This window comes from Mycobacterium innocens (assembly GCF_900566055.1).
In the GTDB taxonomy this organism is placed as follows: Bacteria; Actinomycetota; Actinomycetes; order Mycobacteriales; family Mycobacteriaceae; genus Mycobacterium; species Mycobacterium innocens.
The window spans coordinates 1-15,463 of record NZ_UPHQ01000116.1; the positions used below are offsets into that span (position 1 = coordinate 1).

Consider the following 15,463-nt stretch of genomic DNA (forward strand, 5'->3'; position numbering starts at 1 on the left):
ACAGCACTACAGCACCGTGCCTTTGAACTACTCGACCTCACCCACCACCTGGGCTACACGTAATCATGCACACAACACAAAACCCCAGCTCACAGCCCATTCATCGCCAAACCAGGGGGAACTACGGCCTAGTGTCTGGTGCGACGCATGTGGCAACTATTGTTTACTCGTGCCCGGAGCCCCGCGCGTGTCGTCGGTGATGCTGTCAATGAGCACGCCGCAGTTCACACCAGGCGACCGCCGCAGAGTGACGCCGCGGTAGCAGGGCCAAGCGCGTGCGGTACCGCGTCGATCGGTCCAACGTTCTTCGGGCCCACACTTCCCTTCAATCGCAGTGGGGGGTTAACTATTCGATGAGACGTCCGCCACCAGCTGAGGGCAGTTTAGGAAGTCAAGGGAGGCCACCGTGGCCGAAGAAACCGATCTCCGAAAGCAGGTTGTCGCCAGAGCAATCGTGGATCCTGAGTTCAGGCAACGCCTGCTGACCGCGCCACACGAAATCTTCGGCGAAGATCTGTCCGACGAGGACCTGGCCGGCATCGAGCGAATCAGGAAGTTTCTCCCTGCGCTGGAAGACATCACCTCAAGCCTCGCCGGCGAGGTGTTGTGCGGCGGCGGGGGCGGATGCGGTGGCCTAGCGTAGACGGGCGTACCGCGTGATCCGGCATGCTATCGGGATTCCGCTGCACCCGGTCGAGCATCACCACTTCGAGATTCAGGGCCGATGGCTCCTGTTCGATGTCAACGCGCTCACCGTGATTGATTCATGCCCGCTCGATCGCGTGATCCTGGACCACGCAACCAGCAGCCTATCGGTCGAGGAGCTCGTCAACGTTGTGGATGCCGAAGCCGCGAGCGCTGACGAGATCGCGGGTCGGATAACGACATTGGTCGAGACCGGATTCTTGCTGCCGGTCGATCAGGAACCGGTCGTGGCACCACTTGCGCGCCCCACCGGTTATGCGACCTTCATGGTCAACGTGTCCCAGCGCTGCAACCTGACCTGTCCCTACTGCTATGTCAACAAAGGCCTCTTCGACTACGAAGAAAAACCGGTGCCGCGCATGGAGTCGGCCACAGCAGATGGGCTCGTCGAGGAAATCCATCGAGTCTTTCCCGGTTTCCAGACCTATGGCTACCACTTCTACGGCGGCGAACCGCTGATGAACTTCGATGCGATCCGCAGGATCGTCGATGCGGCGGAAGCCAAGGCCCAAGCGACCTCAACCAGTTGCGACTACCACATAACCACCAACGGCACGCTGCTAGGCGCGTCGATCGCCGATTTCATGGACGAGCACCGCTTCACGGTTTATTTCTCGATCGATGGCAATCGCGAAACGCATGACGAGCTGCGCCGCTTTGTCAACGGCCGGGGAAGTTTCGAGATTGTCGAGCGCAATTTGGCCTACTTGCGCAGCAAGCCCAACGTGCACTTGATCGGCAGTTCGGTCATCCGTCGCGGCCTACCGCTGAAAAAGGCCATGGAGCTGCTCGCCGATCACGGCGCCCGTCAGTGCAAGGCCGAACGGGTTCGACTCCACGATTCCGACGAGCTTGCCCTGCTCGGCGACGAACACGACGCGTACCTCGCAGACGTCAAGGCCCTCATCGATCACTATGTCGAGAACTTGTCGAATGGGCGTAAGCCCTTGGACTTTCGGTTGTCCTCCAAGATCCTCCAACTACTTACCCGCACACGCAGGGACTTTTTCTGTCCGGCGGGGGAGCGGATGTTCGGAGTGTCGGCGACCGGTGAGGTTTACCCCTGTGCACTGCATGTGGGGCGGCCGCAATCGCTGCTCGCAACGCTCAGCGAAGGCATCGACCCCGCAAAGCGGCAGGCGTTCCGCAAGAAATTCAGCCCGGACAACCAGGGCACCTGCAAGACCTGCTGGACGCGTCGCCTCTGCGGCGGGGGCTGCTCAGCCATGGTGGACCGCTTCGGCCACGAGGATTGCGACTCACTACGTGCCGAAAGCGAAGCCGCGATCGCCATCTATCAGCACTTCGCCGAAACCGACATCACCGAGCTCTACGGGCTGGTGTCGCCACAGATCGTGAAATGGATCCGCGGCGGCCCCGCAGACCCTGAGCCTGGAGACGCCCAACCCGACCCACCCGGATGATCACTGTCCAACTGATGCCCCCCAGGCAGCGCCTGCGCGACATCCATGCGATCCTCGACGACGACGGATCATGCAGCTACATCTACGATCTCGAACGCACGTTGATCCTGGAAGTCCCAGCGCAGCTGCGTAACGTTATGCATCCAGCCGTCGCCGGCGCACGCCCAGACACCGCGGTGGCCGAGTGGCTGCAGGCCCGCGACCTTCTCACCTACAGCCCACGAGTCAGCTGGGCAGAAGCCGCCCCCAACCTCCCGCAGGTCACCGACGTCTCCCTGGACATGTCCGGTGCTTGCAACATGGGATGCGTCTACTGCTTCGAGAACGACATCGGCGCCCGTATCGGCCGCATGGACGACGACACGGCGATGGCCGCGCTCGACTTCGCCTTCGCCCAAGCCGTCGGCGCTCCACGGCTGTCGCTGCACTTCGGGTCGGGTGAGCCGCTGATGCGCTTTGACCTGCTCCGGCGGATCGTCGCCAGGGCGCTGCAGCACTCGGCACAATCCGGCCAAGAAATCGCTTTCGAGCTCACGACCAACGCCACGCTCGTCACCCGCGATATCGCCTCGTTCCTTCGCGATCACCCGTTCAATGTGCGGGTCAGCTGCGACGGGCCGGCCGCCGTTCACAACGCACACCGGCCCATGCGCAACGGGCGCCCATCTCATCACAACGTCATGGCCGGACTCGGGCTGCTGCTCGATTACTTGCCAGAGCGGGTCACAGTGAACAGCGTCCTCACCGACGGCACCCGCCTGCGCGGCGTATGGATTTGGGCAAAGATGCTGGGGCTGCGGCATTTTCACGTCATCAAGGTCGGCGCCTACTCCGGCCAAGATTTCACTCTGGATCCCGCTGAGCTGCCAGATTTCCGGGCCGACCTGACCGAGATCTGCGCCGATATGTTCGCAGATCTCGAGGCCGGCCGCACGCCGATCGACTATCAACCGATTACCAAGATCGTTCGTCGCCTGATGATCCCGCAACCGATAACCCGGTTCTGCGGCGTAGCGGGTAGTTACCTCGGCGTCGCCGCAAACGGCAAGGTTTACCCCTGCTTCCGGCATCTCGGCCTGCCGCGGTACGAGCTTGGCGATATCCGAAGCGGACTCGATGACAACAAACGTCGAGAATTCATCAGTCACGAGGCCGCCGACGTGGACAACCGCCCTGTCTGTCGCGACTGCTGGGCACGCTATCTATGCGGCGGTGGCTGCTACGCGGATTCCACCGTTTATGGCCCTGATGCCGCAGAGCCTCAGAAACAACACTGCCCATTCTGGCGCGCGGAGATCGAGCAATCGATCCGCTTCTACCGCCGGCTGATCGCCGCCGACCCAACCTATTGTCTGCGCCTATTCGGCGACAACCCGGACGACATCCTCGAAGCGGTTGGCACCGCGAGTTTTCTGAAGCGGCAGAACTGCTTCTGATCGGGTTGGCTAACCGCAGGTCGCCTTACTCCATAGCCGGTGCTCATAACCGTACTTGGGAGTCAGACTCTCGCCGTGGCTTGCGGTGTGCAGGAAAAGCTCGCCTGCCTCGTCGACGTTTTCGCTCAATGGCGCCAGGGCTTCTTGGATGCGGGCGGCCAGCTGTTCGTTGTCGACGTCATCGTTGACCCGCACGGTGAGCGACACGACGACGTCGCGGGTGTTCTTGGCTTTGTCTCCCACGGTTTCCTCCCTCGATCGGAATTACTGGAGTGCGGCAGCGTTGCGGCTGGGTGAATCATCGAGTGAATTATGTTGGCGGTACCAGCGCCGATCCAGCGACGGCCACAGTAGCCATTGCGCCGGATCCTGGCAGATCATCTGGGTCAGTTCGGCGTTGACACGGTCGACGCAGCGCTGACGCGAGGTCTGCCCAGATTTGAACTGACACCGCACGCGCCATCCGGCGTTCTCCGGAGCCATCACCGCCACGGGATAGTCGTAGCGCGCGACGAGACCAAAGATTCCGGATGGCGTGCGGCACTGCCGGCCCAGAAACGGGCTCCAGTCCGCCGAACGGGTGTGGTCGTAGCAGTAGTCCAGCATTGCCGCAATCGGCTGTCCGCTGACACAGGCGGCCTCCAGGCGAGAACCGAGGTCGGGATCTCCCATCATCACCACGTTGCCGTGGAAGACCGAATTCAGCCAGGCCGATCGTCGCGCCACGATGGCGAGGGCGCCCCAGCGGCCGCACTGCCGGGCTAGGCACGGCCAGCTCCGATGGTGCCATCCGATGATCAGCCTTCCAGCCTGGTCAACGGTGCTTGAAGCCGGATCACGTTGCGCCTCTTGCCATTCGGTCGCCGCCCGCAGGTAGAAATCGGCCCAGGCGGACAGCCAGGAGTGTTTGTCAAAATCTGTCGAGAATGTCGGGGCGGCGACGGCTTGGCAGACACTCTCCCAAACCCACCGGACCTTGTTGACCAACGCTAGGTTCAGCGCGAGCGCGCCCATGGTGCTCAGTTGAGCGGCACGTCCAACACCCCGACTGTCCAGAGCGGCTTTGACGGCAACAACTACCGCTTCGTCGTCGGTCAGCTCAAACATGTGCTGACCACCTCAGCTTCGCGCCACTGCTCGTGCAGTCGGAAGTAGCTCAGCAGCGGTTGCCGCTCGGGCGGCGCGGCGACCTCCTCCAGCAGGATCGGGTAGAGCCACGTCGAGATCGCGCATTCGACCGAACTCACCGAATCTGCTGATCCCGACTCTGCGATTGCTTTGGCCACGCAGGTGCCGCCGCACAGGCCGAACAGCGCGCATGTGGCGCAGGGCGTTCCGCTGGATCGCAATCTCGAGTGCCGGTCGACGATTGCCAGCCTCTTACGGTGACCAGCCTCGGGCATCGGTTCTCCAGGCCCTGCCAGCTCGAAATACGGATCATAAACGCAATCGCATGATCTGATCGCGCCTTCGGCGTCGAGCACGACGAATTCGGCAGCGGCGCCGCACGGTCCCTTGGCGCACAGGTCTCGCGGCTGGAAGGTGAACAGATTCTTGATTCTGGTCAGCAGCGGATGGAAGGCCAACCGAGTCAGTTCGCCAGTTGCCACCAAGTCGGCGAATCGGCGCATGAGATCGACCGCTTCCTGCGGGGTCAGTTGCTGATCGCCGGCGTCGACACCCCTTCCCGTTCGGTCGAGAAAACCCACTGCCAGGCCGCCGATCTCGTGTTCTTGAAGCCAGAGAGCAAAGCTCGGCAGCCGCGGTGCCGATGCCTTGGTCGCCACGGCCAGAAATCCGCAGCGGTCTCTGGCGAACTCCGGGTACTCGCGCAACAGTTGCTGGACGGCTTGCAGCGGTGTCGGCCCATGCCTGACGACGCGCAGCGCATTGGCCTCTTCGTCCGACCCGTCCAGCGAGATTCCTACCGAAAACGATTCTTGCTCAAGGTAGTCCACCACGGCCGGAGTAAAGAAGAGGCCATTTGTCTGAATCGAAAACGACACCTGGTGGCCGGTTACGGCCGCACGCTCGCGAGCATAGCTCACGGTGCGTTTGATCTGATCGAAACGCAGCAGCGGCTCACCGCCGTGGAAAGCTATCGACAGATGGGAATTACGAGCGATGAGGACGTCCACCAACTCGTGGATGCGGTCGTCGTCCAATCGTGTCCGAAAGCGGGTCTTGTCATAGTCATAGCAATAGGTGCAGGCGATGTTGCACCCTCCGGTGAGCTTCAACAGCAGCGCATTCGGCGCATCAAGCCTGGAACGCACGGTCTTCGGATTCGGATGCCCGTCGGACAACAGAAGACCGGCTGCCCACAGTTGTCTGAGCAGCGCAGCCGATGCCGGGTCCGCATCGGCCAACCGCGGTGCTCGTGGCCGGGCGAAGAAATCTGCAAGGATGTCGTAGACCGGAGCCGGGACGATGCACCAGCCGGAGTTGAGGTCCCCAAGAATAGCGATCCGGTTTCCGGTCAGCTTCCAACAACGGTGGCTGGCCAGCCTCAGTGAGCCGCCGGGCGGTGGCGTTTCGTCGTGCAGCTGCGCCAGGGATGGTTCATCCATGAGGGCTCGGGTTTCCCATCGCAGCCCCCAGTTTGTGACGGGATGTGATCATCGTAGGCATCGGCGTGCTCCTCGAAGGATTCACGGAACACCATCTGTGCCATGGTAGGCAGCCCAGTGGCTCCGATGAAAGACCTAGCGGGCACAAAATGTCGACAAACCACTTAGTCCTTCGCAGATCCGATCGGCACCGGCGTGATGTTCCAGATGTCGTCGCAGTACTCGGCGATCGCCCGGTCCGAGGAGAACTTTCCGCTATGCGCGGAGTTGAGGATGGACTTGCGGGTCCAGCTTTCGGTGTCCCGCCAGGTGGCGTCGACCTCCTGCTGGGCGCGCAGATAGTCGGCGTAGTCGGCGATGACCAAAAACGGATCGTGGTCGGTCAGGTTGGCGATCAGCGGGGCGAACACCTCGGTGTCGCCGCGCGAGAACCGGCCGTCGGCGATCAGCCCGAGAACTGCTGTGAGCTCGTCGCTTTCGGCGATGTAGTCCCTGGGCCGATAGCCTTGGCCGAGCACCCGTTGCACCTCTTGGACGGTGAGCCCGAAGAGGAAGAAGTTCTGCGCACCGACCTGCTCGCGGATCTCGACGTTGGCGCCGTCGCGGGTGCCGATGGTCAGCGCCCCGTTCATCATGAATTTCATATTCCCGGTGCCCGATGCTTCCTTGCCGGCCGTCGAGATCTGCTCGGAGAGATCTGCTGCCGGATAGATCACTTGGGCGTTTTGCACGTTGAAGTTCGGGATGAACGCAACCTTCATGCGGTCGTTGACGTCGCGATCCGCGTTGACCGTTTCCGCAACGGAGTTGACCAGTTTGATGATGAGTTTTGCCATCGTGTAACCGGGTGCCGCCTTGCCGCCGAAAATGTATGCGCGCGGCCCTATTTCGAGATCTGGTCGCTGCTTGAGCCGGTGGTAGGCGGTGATGATGTGCAGCAGGTTGAGATGCTGGCGCTTGTATTCGTGAATGCGCTTGACCTGGATATCGAAAAGCCAGTCAGGATCCAGCGCGATACCGGTGTTGGCTCGTACATAGTCCGACAGCCGCGCCTTGTTCTCCCGCTTGACGGCCCGCCACTGTTGCTGCAGTGCGGGATCACCCGCCAGGGGAGCCAGCGCACGCAACCGGTCCAAGTCGCGCAACCACCCCTCGCCGAGCCGCTGATCGAGCAGTCTGCGCAGACCGGGATTGGCCAGGGCGACGAACCGGCGCGGTGTCACCCCGTTGGTCTTGTTGCTGAAGCGCTCCGGCCACATCTCGTAGAAGTCTTTGAGCACAGTGGTTTTCAGTAGCTCAGAGTGCAATGCCGCGACGCCGTTGACGGCATGGCTGCCGACGGTGGCCAGGTGCGCCATCCGAATTCGCCGGTCTCCGTCCTCGTCGATCAGCGACATCCGCCGGACGCGGTCCTCGTCACCGGGGAACCGCGCGCGCACCTGGTCGAGGAAGCGGCGGTTGATCTCGTAGATGATCTCCAGGTGCCGCGGCAAGAATCGCTGAAACATTGACAGCGGCCAGGTTTCGAGCGCTTCGGGCAGCAGGGTGTGGTTGGTGTAGCCCAGCGAGGCCACGGTGATCTGCCATGCCTCGTCCCAGTCGAGGTCGCGCTCGTCGACGAGCAGCCGCATCAGCTCGGCGACGGCGATCGAGGGGTGGGTGTCGTTGAGTTGTATCGCGACCCGGTTCGAGAGGTCCCGGACGGGCAGACCGGCGAAGTCTTCGAGCAGGTGCAGCATGTCCTGCAGCGAGCAGGACACGAAGAAATACTGCTGGGCAAGCCGCAGTTGCTTACCGACTTCCGGCTGATCATTGGGGTAGAGCACCTTGGTGAGGGTTTCGGACACCACCTGGTCATCCACGGCCCGGTAGTAGTCGCCGGCGTTGAATGCGTCCAGGGCCAGCGACTGGATGGCGCGGGCGCTCCACAGGGTCAGGGTGTTGCAGGTGTTGACGCCGTAACCCTGGATGGGCGTGCCGTAGTAGACGCCCTTGGCCGCGCGCTGCGGGATCCAGCGCACCCGGTACCTGCCCCGCTCGTCGGTGTAGGACTCGGTGCGGCCGCCCCAGCCGACGTGGTAGTTCAGTTCGGGCTTGGCGATCTCCCACGGGTTACCGTCGGCCAGCCAGTTGTCGGTTTTCTCCACCTGCCAGCCGTCGTGGATTTCCTGGTCGAAAATGCCGAACTCATAGCGGATGCCATAACCGATGGCCGGACGCTCCAGGGTGGCCAGTGAGTCCAGGTAGCAGGCCGCCAGCCGGCCCAGTCCGCCGTTGCCCAGGCCCGGCTCCTCCTCGCAGGCCAGCACTTCGTCGAGGTCTTGGCCCAGCGCGGCCAACGCGGTGCGGGCCTGGTCCTCGAGTTGCAGGTTGAGCAGGTTGTTGCCCAGGTGCGGGCCGAGCAGGAACTCCGCCGACAGATAACACGCCACCTTGCGGGAAAGGTCGAGATAGGTCTGGGTGGTCTCGATCCACCGCTGCTGCATCCGGTCGCGCACGGCCAGCGCCAAGGCGCGGTAGTAATGCTTCGGCTGCAACAGGGTGGCCGGGCGGCCGAGTGAGTAGCGCAGGTGGTCTTCGATGGCCTGACGAAGGGCCTCCGAACTCATTCCGGTGCGGACGTCCTCGGCGCTGGTGGATGCCGCCGCCTCCGCGGAGGTTGTCGTCGACGCGTGGGCCGAAGATCGAATGACATCGCTCATGTTCGTATTCCCTAGATTTCAGCCGGGTGGTGGGTGCGAGTATCGCACCGCAGGAGTACCCGATGCGGCGCCAGTCGGCTGTCTCTTCACGCCGGACGCCGGCCCGCCGCAGCGTCGGCCTACAAATCCCGTCGCAGTCTCATCGGCGTGACGGCCGGCATGTCACCGCCGTCGATCACCGTCCCCGCGATCGGCGTCAGTGCCTGCAGCAACGCCTCGAGCTCGCCGTCGTCGAGCGCGTCGTACGCGTGCAACCCCAGCGCGTCAGTGGTGGCCTCGATGTGGTTCTTCACATCGCGTCCGGCGGGCGTCAGGGAACCACCCTCGTCGACCAGGCCGCGGTCGATCAGGCTCTGCCGGCATGCGCGCCACTCGGCGTCGTCGTAGTGACGGGTCTGCATGATGTAGTCGCGGGGCACCGCGTCGGCCGCGCACTGCAACACGTTGGACTCTCGTCCGGAGATACCGGCGGCGACCAGCACCGCTACATGACCGTCGCCGCGATGCTCGCGCAGCAACGTTGTCGCATGCCAGAGCGCGGCCACCGGATCCTCGGGCCAGGGCAAGGCGCGGTTGGCGGCGAACAGTGGCCGGCCGTCGATTCGCGCCCGCCGCGCAGCGCTACCCGCTAATCGGGCTGCGGTGCGCACGTTTTCGTCGTCGTCGGTGAGGCTGTACCGTCGCAGCGCCGCCACCGCCGACTCGGCGCGCGCTTGCAATGCAAGGTGCGGCCCCGCGATTTCCCACGCCGTCGGTAGCGCCTTGGTCACCCGCGCAAGGGCGAAGTTGTAGAACACCGCGCTCACGACTTCGGATGGCACCTGGCCCAGCGGGGCCGACCGAGCGGCGAAGTAACCCATCCAAAACCCGCGATAACCGAGATTTGTCAGGGCCGCACGCGCCTCCGGCGCGAAGTACGTCACGGCGTGGACGGGCTCGAAGCGATCGTAGAGACGACGGGCAAGTTCAGGTTCGCGTTGCATTCCTGAAGCTAACCACTCGGTTTGGGGATGGCGCCTCGGGCATGGTGGTCGGCGACGACCTAGGTCGCGTACGGGTGTTGCCCGTGAGTTGGCTAGTGTCGCGGACGGTGTTTGGTGCCGGCACGCCGTCGGCATCCCCCAGGCGCGGTAGCGGGGCCAGTCGCCGCCTACCTAGAACGGAGCCAGCCATGAGTGCGAGCGCGCAAACCGGAACCATCACCACCCAGGTGCCGGCACGCCTGGACCGGCTGCCCTGGGGACGGTTCCACTGGCGCGTCGTCATCGGCCTGGGCGGCGTGTGGATTCTCGACGGCCTCGAAGTCACGATGGTCGGCAACGTGTCGTCACGCCTGACCGAGCACGGTAGCGGTATCGAGCTCAACGCCGCAGACATCGGCTTGGCGGCGTCGTTCTATATCGCCGGGGCCTGCCTGGGGGCGTTGTTCTTCGGTCACCTGACCGACCGGTTCGGCCGGCGGAATCTGTTTCTGCTGACCCTCGCGGTGTACTTGATCGCAACCGTCGCAACGGCTTTCGCGTTTGCGCCGTGGTATTTCTTCCTGACCCGCTTTTTCACCGGCTCGGGCATCGGCGGCGAGTATGCCGCCATCAATTCCGCGATCGACGAGCTGATCCCGGCGCGGGTGCGCGGTCGGGTGGATTTGGTGATCAACGGGACCTACTGGCTGGGGTCGGCTGCCGGAGCGGCCGGCGCCCTCGTCGTGTTGGACACGTCGAACTTCCCGCCGAACATCGGATGGCGGCTCGCCTTCGGTGTGGGCGCCATCTTCGGGATTTTCGTTCTGCTTGTCCGGCGCAACGTTCCGGAAAGCCCCCGCTGGTTGTTCATTCACGGGCGCGAGCACGAAGCCGAGCGGATCGTCGGCGAAATAGAGGGCGAAGTCGAGCGCGATACCGGCCAACCGCTTCCCGAGCCGCAAGGGCGTCCACTCAAAGTACGTCAACGCCATACGATTTCGTTCTGGGAAATTGCCAGGGTGGCGTTCACGCTCTATCCGCGGCGCGCGGTCCTCGGCCTGGCCCTGTTCATCGGGCAGGCGTTTCTCTACAACGGTGTGACGTTCAACCTCGGCACGCTGTTGAGCGGTTTCTACGGGGTGGCGTCCGGACACGTGCCGGTGTTCTTCATCGTGTGGGCGCTCAGTAATTTCGTCGGCCCCCTGGTGCTCGGGCGGCTGTTCGACACGATCGGCCGCAAACCCATGATCACCTTCTCTTACATCGGGTCGGCGGTGGTGGCCGTGGTGCTCGCGGCGCTGTTCGTGACCGGCACCGGTGGCGTCTGGACATTCATCATCGTGCTGGCGGTGGCCTTCTTCCTGGCCTCGGCGGGGGCCAGCGCGGCCTACCTGACCGTCAGCGAGATCTTCCCGATGGAGACACGGGCGCTGGCGATCGCGTTTTTCTACGCGACCGGCACGGCGATCGGCGGCATCAGCGGCCCGTTGTTGTTCGGTCAGCTGATCAATTCCGGCCAGCGCAGCCAGGTGTTCTGGTCGTTCCTCATCGGTGCCGTGGTGATGGCCGCCGCCGGCCTGGTCGAACTGTGGCTTGGGGTAGCGGCGGAACGGCGGCCGCTCGAAGAACTGGCGTTGCCGCTGACGGTGGCAGACGCCGACCAGGACGACGAACCGACGGCTGCCCGGGATGGTCAGCGGGCGGGCACAGCGCTGGCGCACGACGATGATCCACGCGGCGGCCACGCAGAACGACCCTGACGCCGAAGCGGTAATTGGTGTTCGATTACCTCGAGGAGCACCGATCAACCTCGACCGAGGACATGGCAATGACGAGCACCCTGCTGGATGAGGCGCTGGAGGCCCACGGCGGGCTGCGGCGCTGGCGAACCGCCGCCAGAATCCATGCGCGGGTGCGCAGCGGCGGGCTGTTGGTCCGGACGCGGGTGCCGGGCAACCGGTTCGCGGACTACCGCATCACCGTTGATGTCCAGCAGGCTCGGACGGTGCTGGATCCGTTCCCCGGTGATGGGCAGCGTGGGGTCTTCGACAACGGGACGGTGCGGATCGAGAGTCACGACGGCCACGTCATCAGTTCACGGGCGAACCCGCGGCCGGCGTTTTTCGGTCGCTCGGGCCTGCGGCGGAATTTCCGGTGGGATCCGCTGGATTCGGTCTACTTCGCCGGCTATGCCATGTGGAATTACCTCACCACGCCCTACCTGTTGACGCGCGACGGCGTCGAAGTCGACGAGGCAGGGACATGGTACGAGGGCGGCGAGACCTGGCGGCGGCTCAACGCGACGTTCCCGCCGCACATCCCTACCCACTCGCCGAGGCAGAGTTTCTATTTCGATGCCAGCGGTCGGCTGCGTCGACATGACTACGTCGCCGAGGTGGTCGGCCACTGGGCACGGGCCGCGCACTACTGCACCGAGCCGGTTCACGCCGGCGGGCTGGTTTTCCAGACGCGCCGCCGGGTCTACCCGATCGGCCCCGGCAATCGCCCGCTGCCCGCTCCGACCCTGGTGTCGATGCAGCTGGCCGACCTGCGGGTCGATACCGGATAGGTCCCGCTGTCGCGGCGGCATTCTGGTTGTCCACCGCGCCCCCCGGACGGCAAAACGATTAGCCTTATGCCTGCACGCGTCACCGCGTCCAGGCGCTTTCAGTCGTGCACGCGGAAGGCGGGTGAGGAGTCGGCGATGGGTGATACGACCGCGGATTCGCGGGAGGGTTCGCAGTTCGGTCAGTATCGGCTGCGGCGGCTGGTCGGTCGCGGCGCCATGGGTGACGTCTATGAGGCCGAAGACACCGTGCGCGAGCGCGTCGTGGCGCTGAAGCTCATGTCGCCGACGCTGTCCAGCGATCCGGTATTCCGCACCCGTATGCAGCGCGAAGCCCGCACCGCCGGGCGGCTACACGAACCGCACGTGGTGCCGATTCACGACTACGGCGAAATCGACGGGCAGCTCTACGTGGACATGCGCCTGATCGACGGCAAGGACCTGGCCGCCATATTAAAGCGCTACGGTCCGCTGACCCCGCCGCGGGCCGTGGCGGTTGTGCGCCAGATCGGCTCGGCGCTCGATGCCGCGCACGCTGCCGGGGTGACACATCGCGACGTGAAGCCGGAAAACATCTTGGTCAGTGGCGACGACTTCGCCTACCTCGTCGATTTCGGGATCGCCAGCGCCACCTCCGACGAAAAGCTGACACAGCTGGGCAGCACGGTCGGCACTCTCTACTACATGGCGCCGGAACGGTTCGGCAACACCGAGGTCACCTATCGGGCCGACATCTATGCCCTGGCGTGCGTGCTGTACGAGTGCTTGACCGGGTCGCCGCCGTATCGAGGCGACCAGCTCAGCGTCATGGGCGCACACCTGAGTCAGGCCATCCCGAGGCCCAGCGCCGCACGGCCCGGCATTCCGGCCGCCTTCGAACAGGTGATCGCTCGCGGCATGGCCAAGGATCCGGCCGACCGATACGCCACCTGCGGCGACCTGTCCGCGGCCGCCTACACGGCGCTGGCCACCCCCGACCGGGATCGGGCCACCGACATCTTGCAGCGCAGCCAGGTAGCCCAACTGCCGGCCGCGGCGGTCGCCCAGCCGGCCGCGGGTTTCGCGCCGCCGCTCACACCGTCGGCTCCCGCTGGTTCACAGCCCACCGGGTGGCCGACTCCGCCCGGGTCGCCGGTCCCGACGGGTGTACCGCACCCCACGCCGTGGACCGGCGCCACCGGATGGGGCACCGGGTATCCCGGGACCGCCGGGGCACCACCGTGGGGTCAACCGCCGGTCCAGCCCTCCGGTGGCGGCGGCAAGCCCTGGTTGTGGGTGGGGTGTTGCGGTGGCCGTCGTGGTAGCCGTCGCGGGAGGACTGGGCATCGTCGTCGCCCAGCCGTGGCGGTCGTCGGCGCCGCGGCCGGCGCCCGCGTCGCCAGCGCCGCCGGCCGACGCGGTTGAACTTCGGATGCTCAGCGACGGTGTATTTGTCGGCAGCTCCGCCGCCGCGACAACGATCGATATTTTCAACGAGCCCATCTGTCCGCCCTGCGGCGCATTCATCAGGTCGTATGCGAGCGACATCGAAACCGGGGTGACCGACAAGAAGCTCGCGGTGCGCTATCACCTGCTCAACTTTCTCGACGACCAATCGCACACCAAGAATTACTCGACGCGCGCGGTGGCGGCCAGCTACAGCGTCGCGGCCCAGAACGACCCGAAGGTCTACACCGATTTCTATGCCGCGTTGTTCGGCAGCGACTTCCAGCTTCAGGAGGGTGCCGCATCCGATCGCACCGACGCCGAACTGGCCCACCTGGCCCAGACCGTCGGCGCCAACGCCACCGTGATCAGCTGCATCAAGGCAGGAACTGACGTCGGCACCGCCCAATCGAAGGCCACCGCCGCCAGTGAGACCCTGGCTACGTTCAACGCCAATGGGACCCCGTTCGTCTGGGACGGCAACAAGGCCGTGGATCTGCAGAATTCGAGCTGGCTGACGAGGCTGATCGGATGACGTGGGCCGCTTGGATTTAGTGACCCGACGCCGAATCGGCTAGCATTTCCGGGCACGCCTTGGGGGAGATTGTCGGTGCGCATTCGTGCGGGCACCATAAATTGGTCTCCGGGCCGGAAAGGCACTCACGACCCATGGCTGGACAACTGACGCCGCATTTCGACGACGTGCAGGCGCACTACGACTTGTCCGACGACTTCTTCCGGTTATTTCTGGACCCGACCCAGACCTATAGCTGCGCCTACTTCGAGCGCGACGACATGACCCTGCAAGAGGCCCAGATCGCCAAGATCGACCTGGCGCTGGGCAAGCTGGGTCTGCAACCCGGGATGACGCTGCTCGACGTGGGCTGCGGCTGGGGCGCCACCATGCGCCGGGCCATCGAGAAGTACGACGTCAACGTCATCGGCCTGACCTTGTCGAAGAACCAGGCCGCCCACGTCCAGAAGACCTTCTACGAGCTCGACACCGCGCGCACCAGGCGGGTGCTGCTGGCGGGCTGGGAACAGTTCGACGAGCCCGTCGACCGGATCGTGTCCATCGGCGCCTTCGAGCACTTCGGCCACGACCGTCACGCGGAGTTCTTCGCCCGGGCCTATCGGATCCTGCCCGCCGACGGCGTCATGTTGCTGCACACCATCACCGGACTGACCATGCAGCAAATGGTCGACGCCGGCTTGCCGCTCACCTTGTGGTTGGCCCGCTTCCTGAAATTCATCCTGACCGAGATTTTCCCCGGTGGTCATCCGCCGACGATCGAGATGGTGGGGGAGCAGTCCGCGGCGGCGGGTTTTTCCCTGACGCGGCGCCAGTCGCTGCAACTGCACTACGCGCGGACCCTGGACCTGTGGGCGCAGGCCCTGGAGGCGCACCACGACGAGGCCGTCGCGATTCAGTCCGAAGAGGTGTACCAGCGCTACATGAAGTACCTGACCGGCTGCGCCAAGCTCTTCCGCGACGGCTACATCGACGTCAACCAGTTCACCCTGCAGAAGTAGGGGGCTGCCAGCTGTTGCGGGTTGAGTGGTCGGTAGTTGTCAGTGGTGTGCGGTAGGAACAAAGGTATGAATCTGGCGGCGTGGGCTGAGCGCAATGGTGTTGCGCGGGTGACTGCGTATCGCTGGTTTCGCGCTGGTCT

At 64.4% G+C, this 15,463-nt stretch carries 11 protein-coding genes and 2 pseudogenes; 8 read left to right on the forward strand and 5 right to left on the reverse strand.

The window, feature by feature from the left end; genetic code table 11:
• The first annotated feature begins 406 nt into the window (after nucleotides 1-406).
• The 3 genes from EET03_RS12765 (at nucleotide 407) to EET03_RS12775 (ending at nucleotide 3,565) form a co-directional block, all read left to right on the forward strand.
• Complete coding sequence (locus tag EET03_RS12765; RefSeq protein WP_075541025.1) at nucleotides 407-643, forward strand: hypothetical protein; 237 nt, start codon at nucleotides 407-409, stop codon at nucleotides 641-643.
• Nucleotides 644-656: 13 nt separating this feature from the next.
• Nucleotides 657-2,129, forward strand: a complete 1,473-nt coding sequence (locus EET03_RS12770; protein ID WP_075541026.1) for a radical SAM/SPASM domain-containing protein — start codon at nucleotides 657-659, stop codon at nucleotides 2,127-2,129.
• Between the two features lie 101 nt (nucleotides 2,130-2,230).
• Nucleotides 2,231-3,565, forward strand: a complete 1,335-nt coding sequence (locus tag EET03_RS12775) for a radical SAM/SPASM domain-containing protein (protein WP_167470633.1) — start codon at nucleotides 2,231-2,233, stop codon at nucleotides 3,563-3,565.
• Between the two features lie 9 nt (nucleotides 3,566-3,574).
• Here the strand turns inward: EET03_RS12775 and EET03_RS12780 are convergent, their stop codons facing one another.
• From EET03_RS12780 to EET03_RS12800, 5 genes are all read right to left on the reverse strand, one after another.
• Nucleotides 3,575-3,808, reverse strand: a complete 234-nt coding sequence (locus tag EET03_RS12780) for a hypothetical protein (RefSeq protein WP_075541028.1) — start codon at nucleotides 3,806-3,808, stop codon at nucleotides 3,575-3,577.
• Nucleotides 3,809-3,829: 21 nt separating this feature from the next.
• Entirely contained in the window at nucleotides 3,830-4,672 is an 843-nt protein-coding gene (locus EET03_RS12785) for a lysophospholipid acyltransferase family protein (RefSeq protein WP_075541029.1), read from the reverse strand.
• The gene (locus tag EET03_RS12790) at nucleotides 4,660-6,135 is read right to left on the reverse strand and encodes a radical SAM/SPASM domain-containing protein (RefSeq protein ID WP_082274423.1); all 1,476 of its coding nucleotides are present in this window, start codon (nucleotides 6,133-6,135) and stop codon (nucleotides 4,660-4,662) included. The genes EET03_RS12785 and EET03_RS12790 overlap by 13 nt, the downstream gene beginning before the upstream one ends.
• Nucleotides 6,136-6,299: 164 nt before the next feature.
• Nucleotides 6,300-8,744 (reverse strand): glycogen/starch/alpha-glucan phosphorylase, encoded by a 2,445-nt coding sequence (locus EET03_RS12795; protein ID WP_244232340.1) that lies wholly within the window; start codon nucleotides 8,742-8,744, stop codon nucleotides 6,300-6,302.
• A gap of 212 nt (nucleotides 8,745-8,956) precedes the next feature.
• A complete protein-coding gene (locus EET03_RS12800) occupies nucleotides 8,957-9,820 on the reverse strand; it encodes an SCO6745 family protein (protein WP_075541031.1) in 864 nt (287 codons plus the stop codon).
• A gap of 188 nt (nucleotides 9,821-10,008) precedes the next feature.
• Between EET03_RS12800 and EET03_RS12805 the strand changes: the two genes are divergently transcribed.
• From EET03_RS12805 to EET03_RS12825, 5 genes and pseudogenes are all read left to right on the forward strand, one after another.
• The gene (locus EET03_RS12805; RefSeq protein WP_082274424.1) at nucleotides 10,009-11,559 is read left to right on the forward strand and encodes an MFS transporter; all 1,551 of its coding nucleotides are present in this window, start codon (nucleotides 10,009-10,011) and stop codon (nucleotides 11,557-11,559) included.
• A 68-nt stretch (nucleotides 11,560-11,627) separates the two neighbouring features.
• Nucleotides 11,628-12,368, forward strand: a complete 741-nt coding sequence (locus tag EET03_RS12810; RefSeq protein ID WP_075541034.1) for a hypothetical protein — start codon at nucleotides 11,628-11,630, stop codon at nucleotides 12,366-12,368.
• Between the two features lie 135 nt (nucleotides 12,369-12,503).
• Nucleotides 12,504-14,325 (forward strand): annotated as a pseudogene (locus EET03_RS12815) (protein kinase domain-containing protein).
• Nucleotides 14,326-14,459: 134 nt separating this feature from the next.
• Nucleotides 14,460-15,323 (forward strand): cyclopropane mycolic acid synthase MmaA2, encoded by an 864-nt coding sequence (gene mmaA2 / locus EET03_RS12820; RefSeq protein WP_075541032.1) that lies wholly within the window; start codon nucleotides 14,460-14,462, stop codon nucleotides 15,321-15,323.
• 66 nt (nucleotides 15,324-15,389) lie between these two features.
• Nucleotides 15,390-15,463 (forward strand): annotated as a pseudogene (locus EET03_RS12825) (IS607 family transposase); the annotation flags it as partial.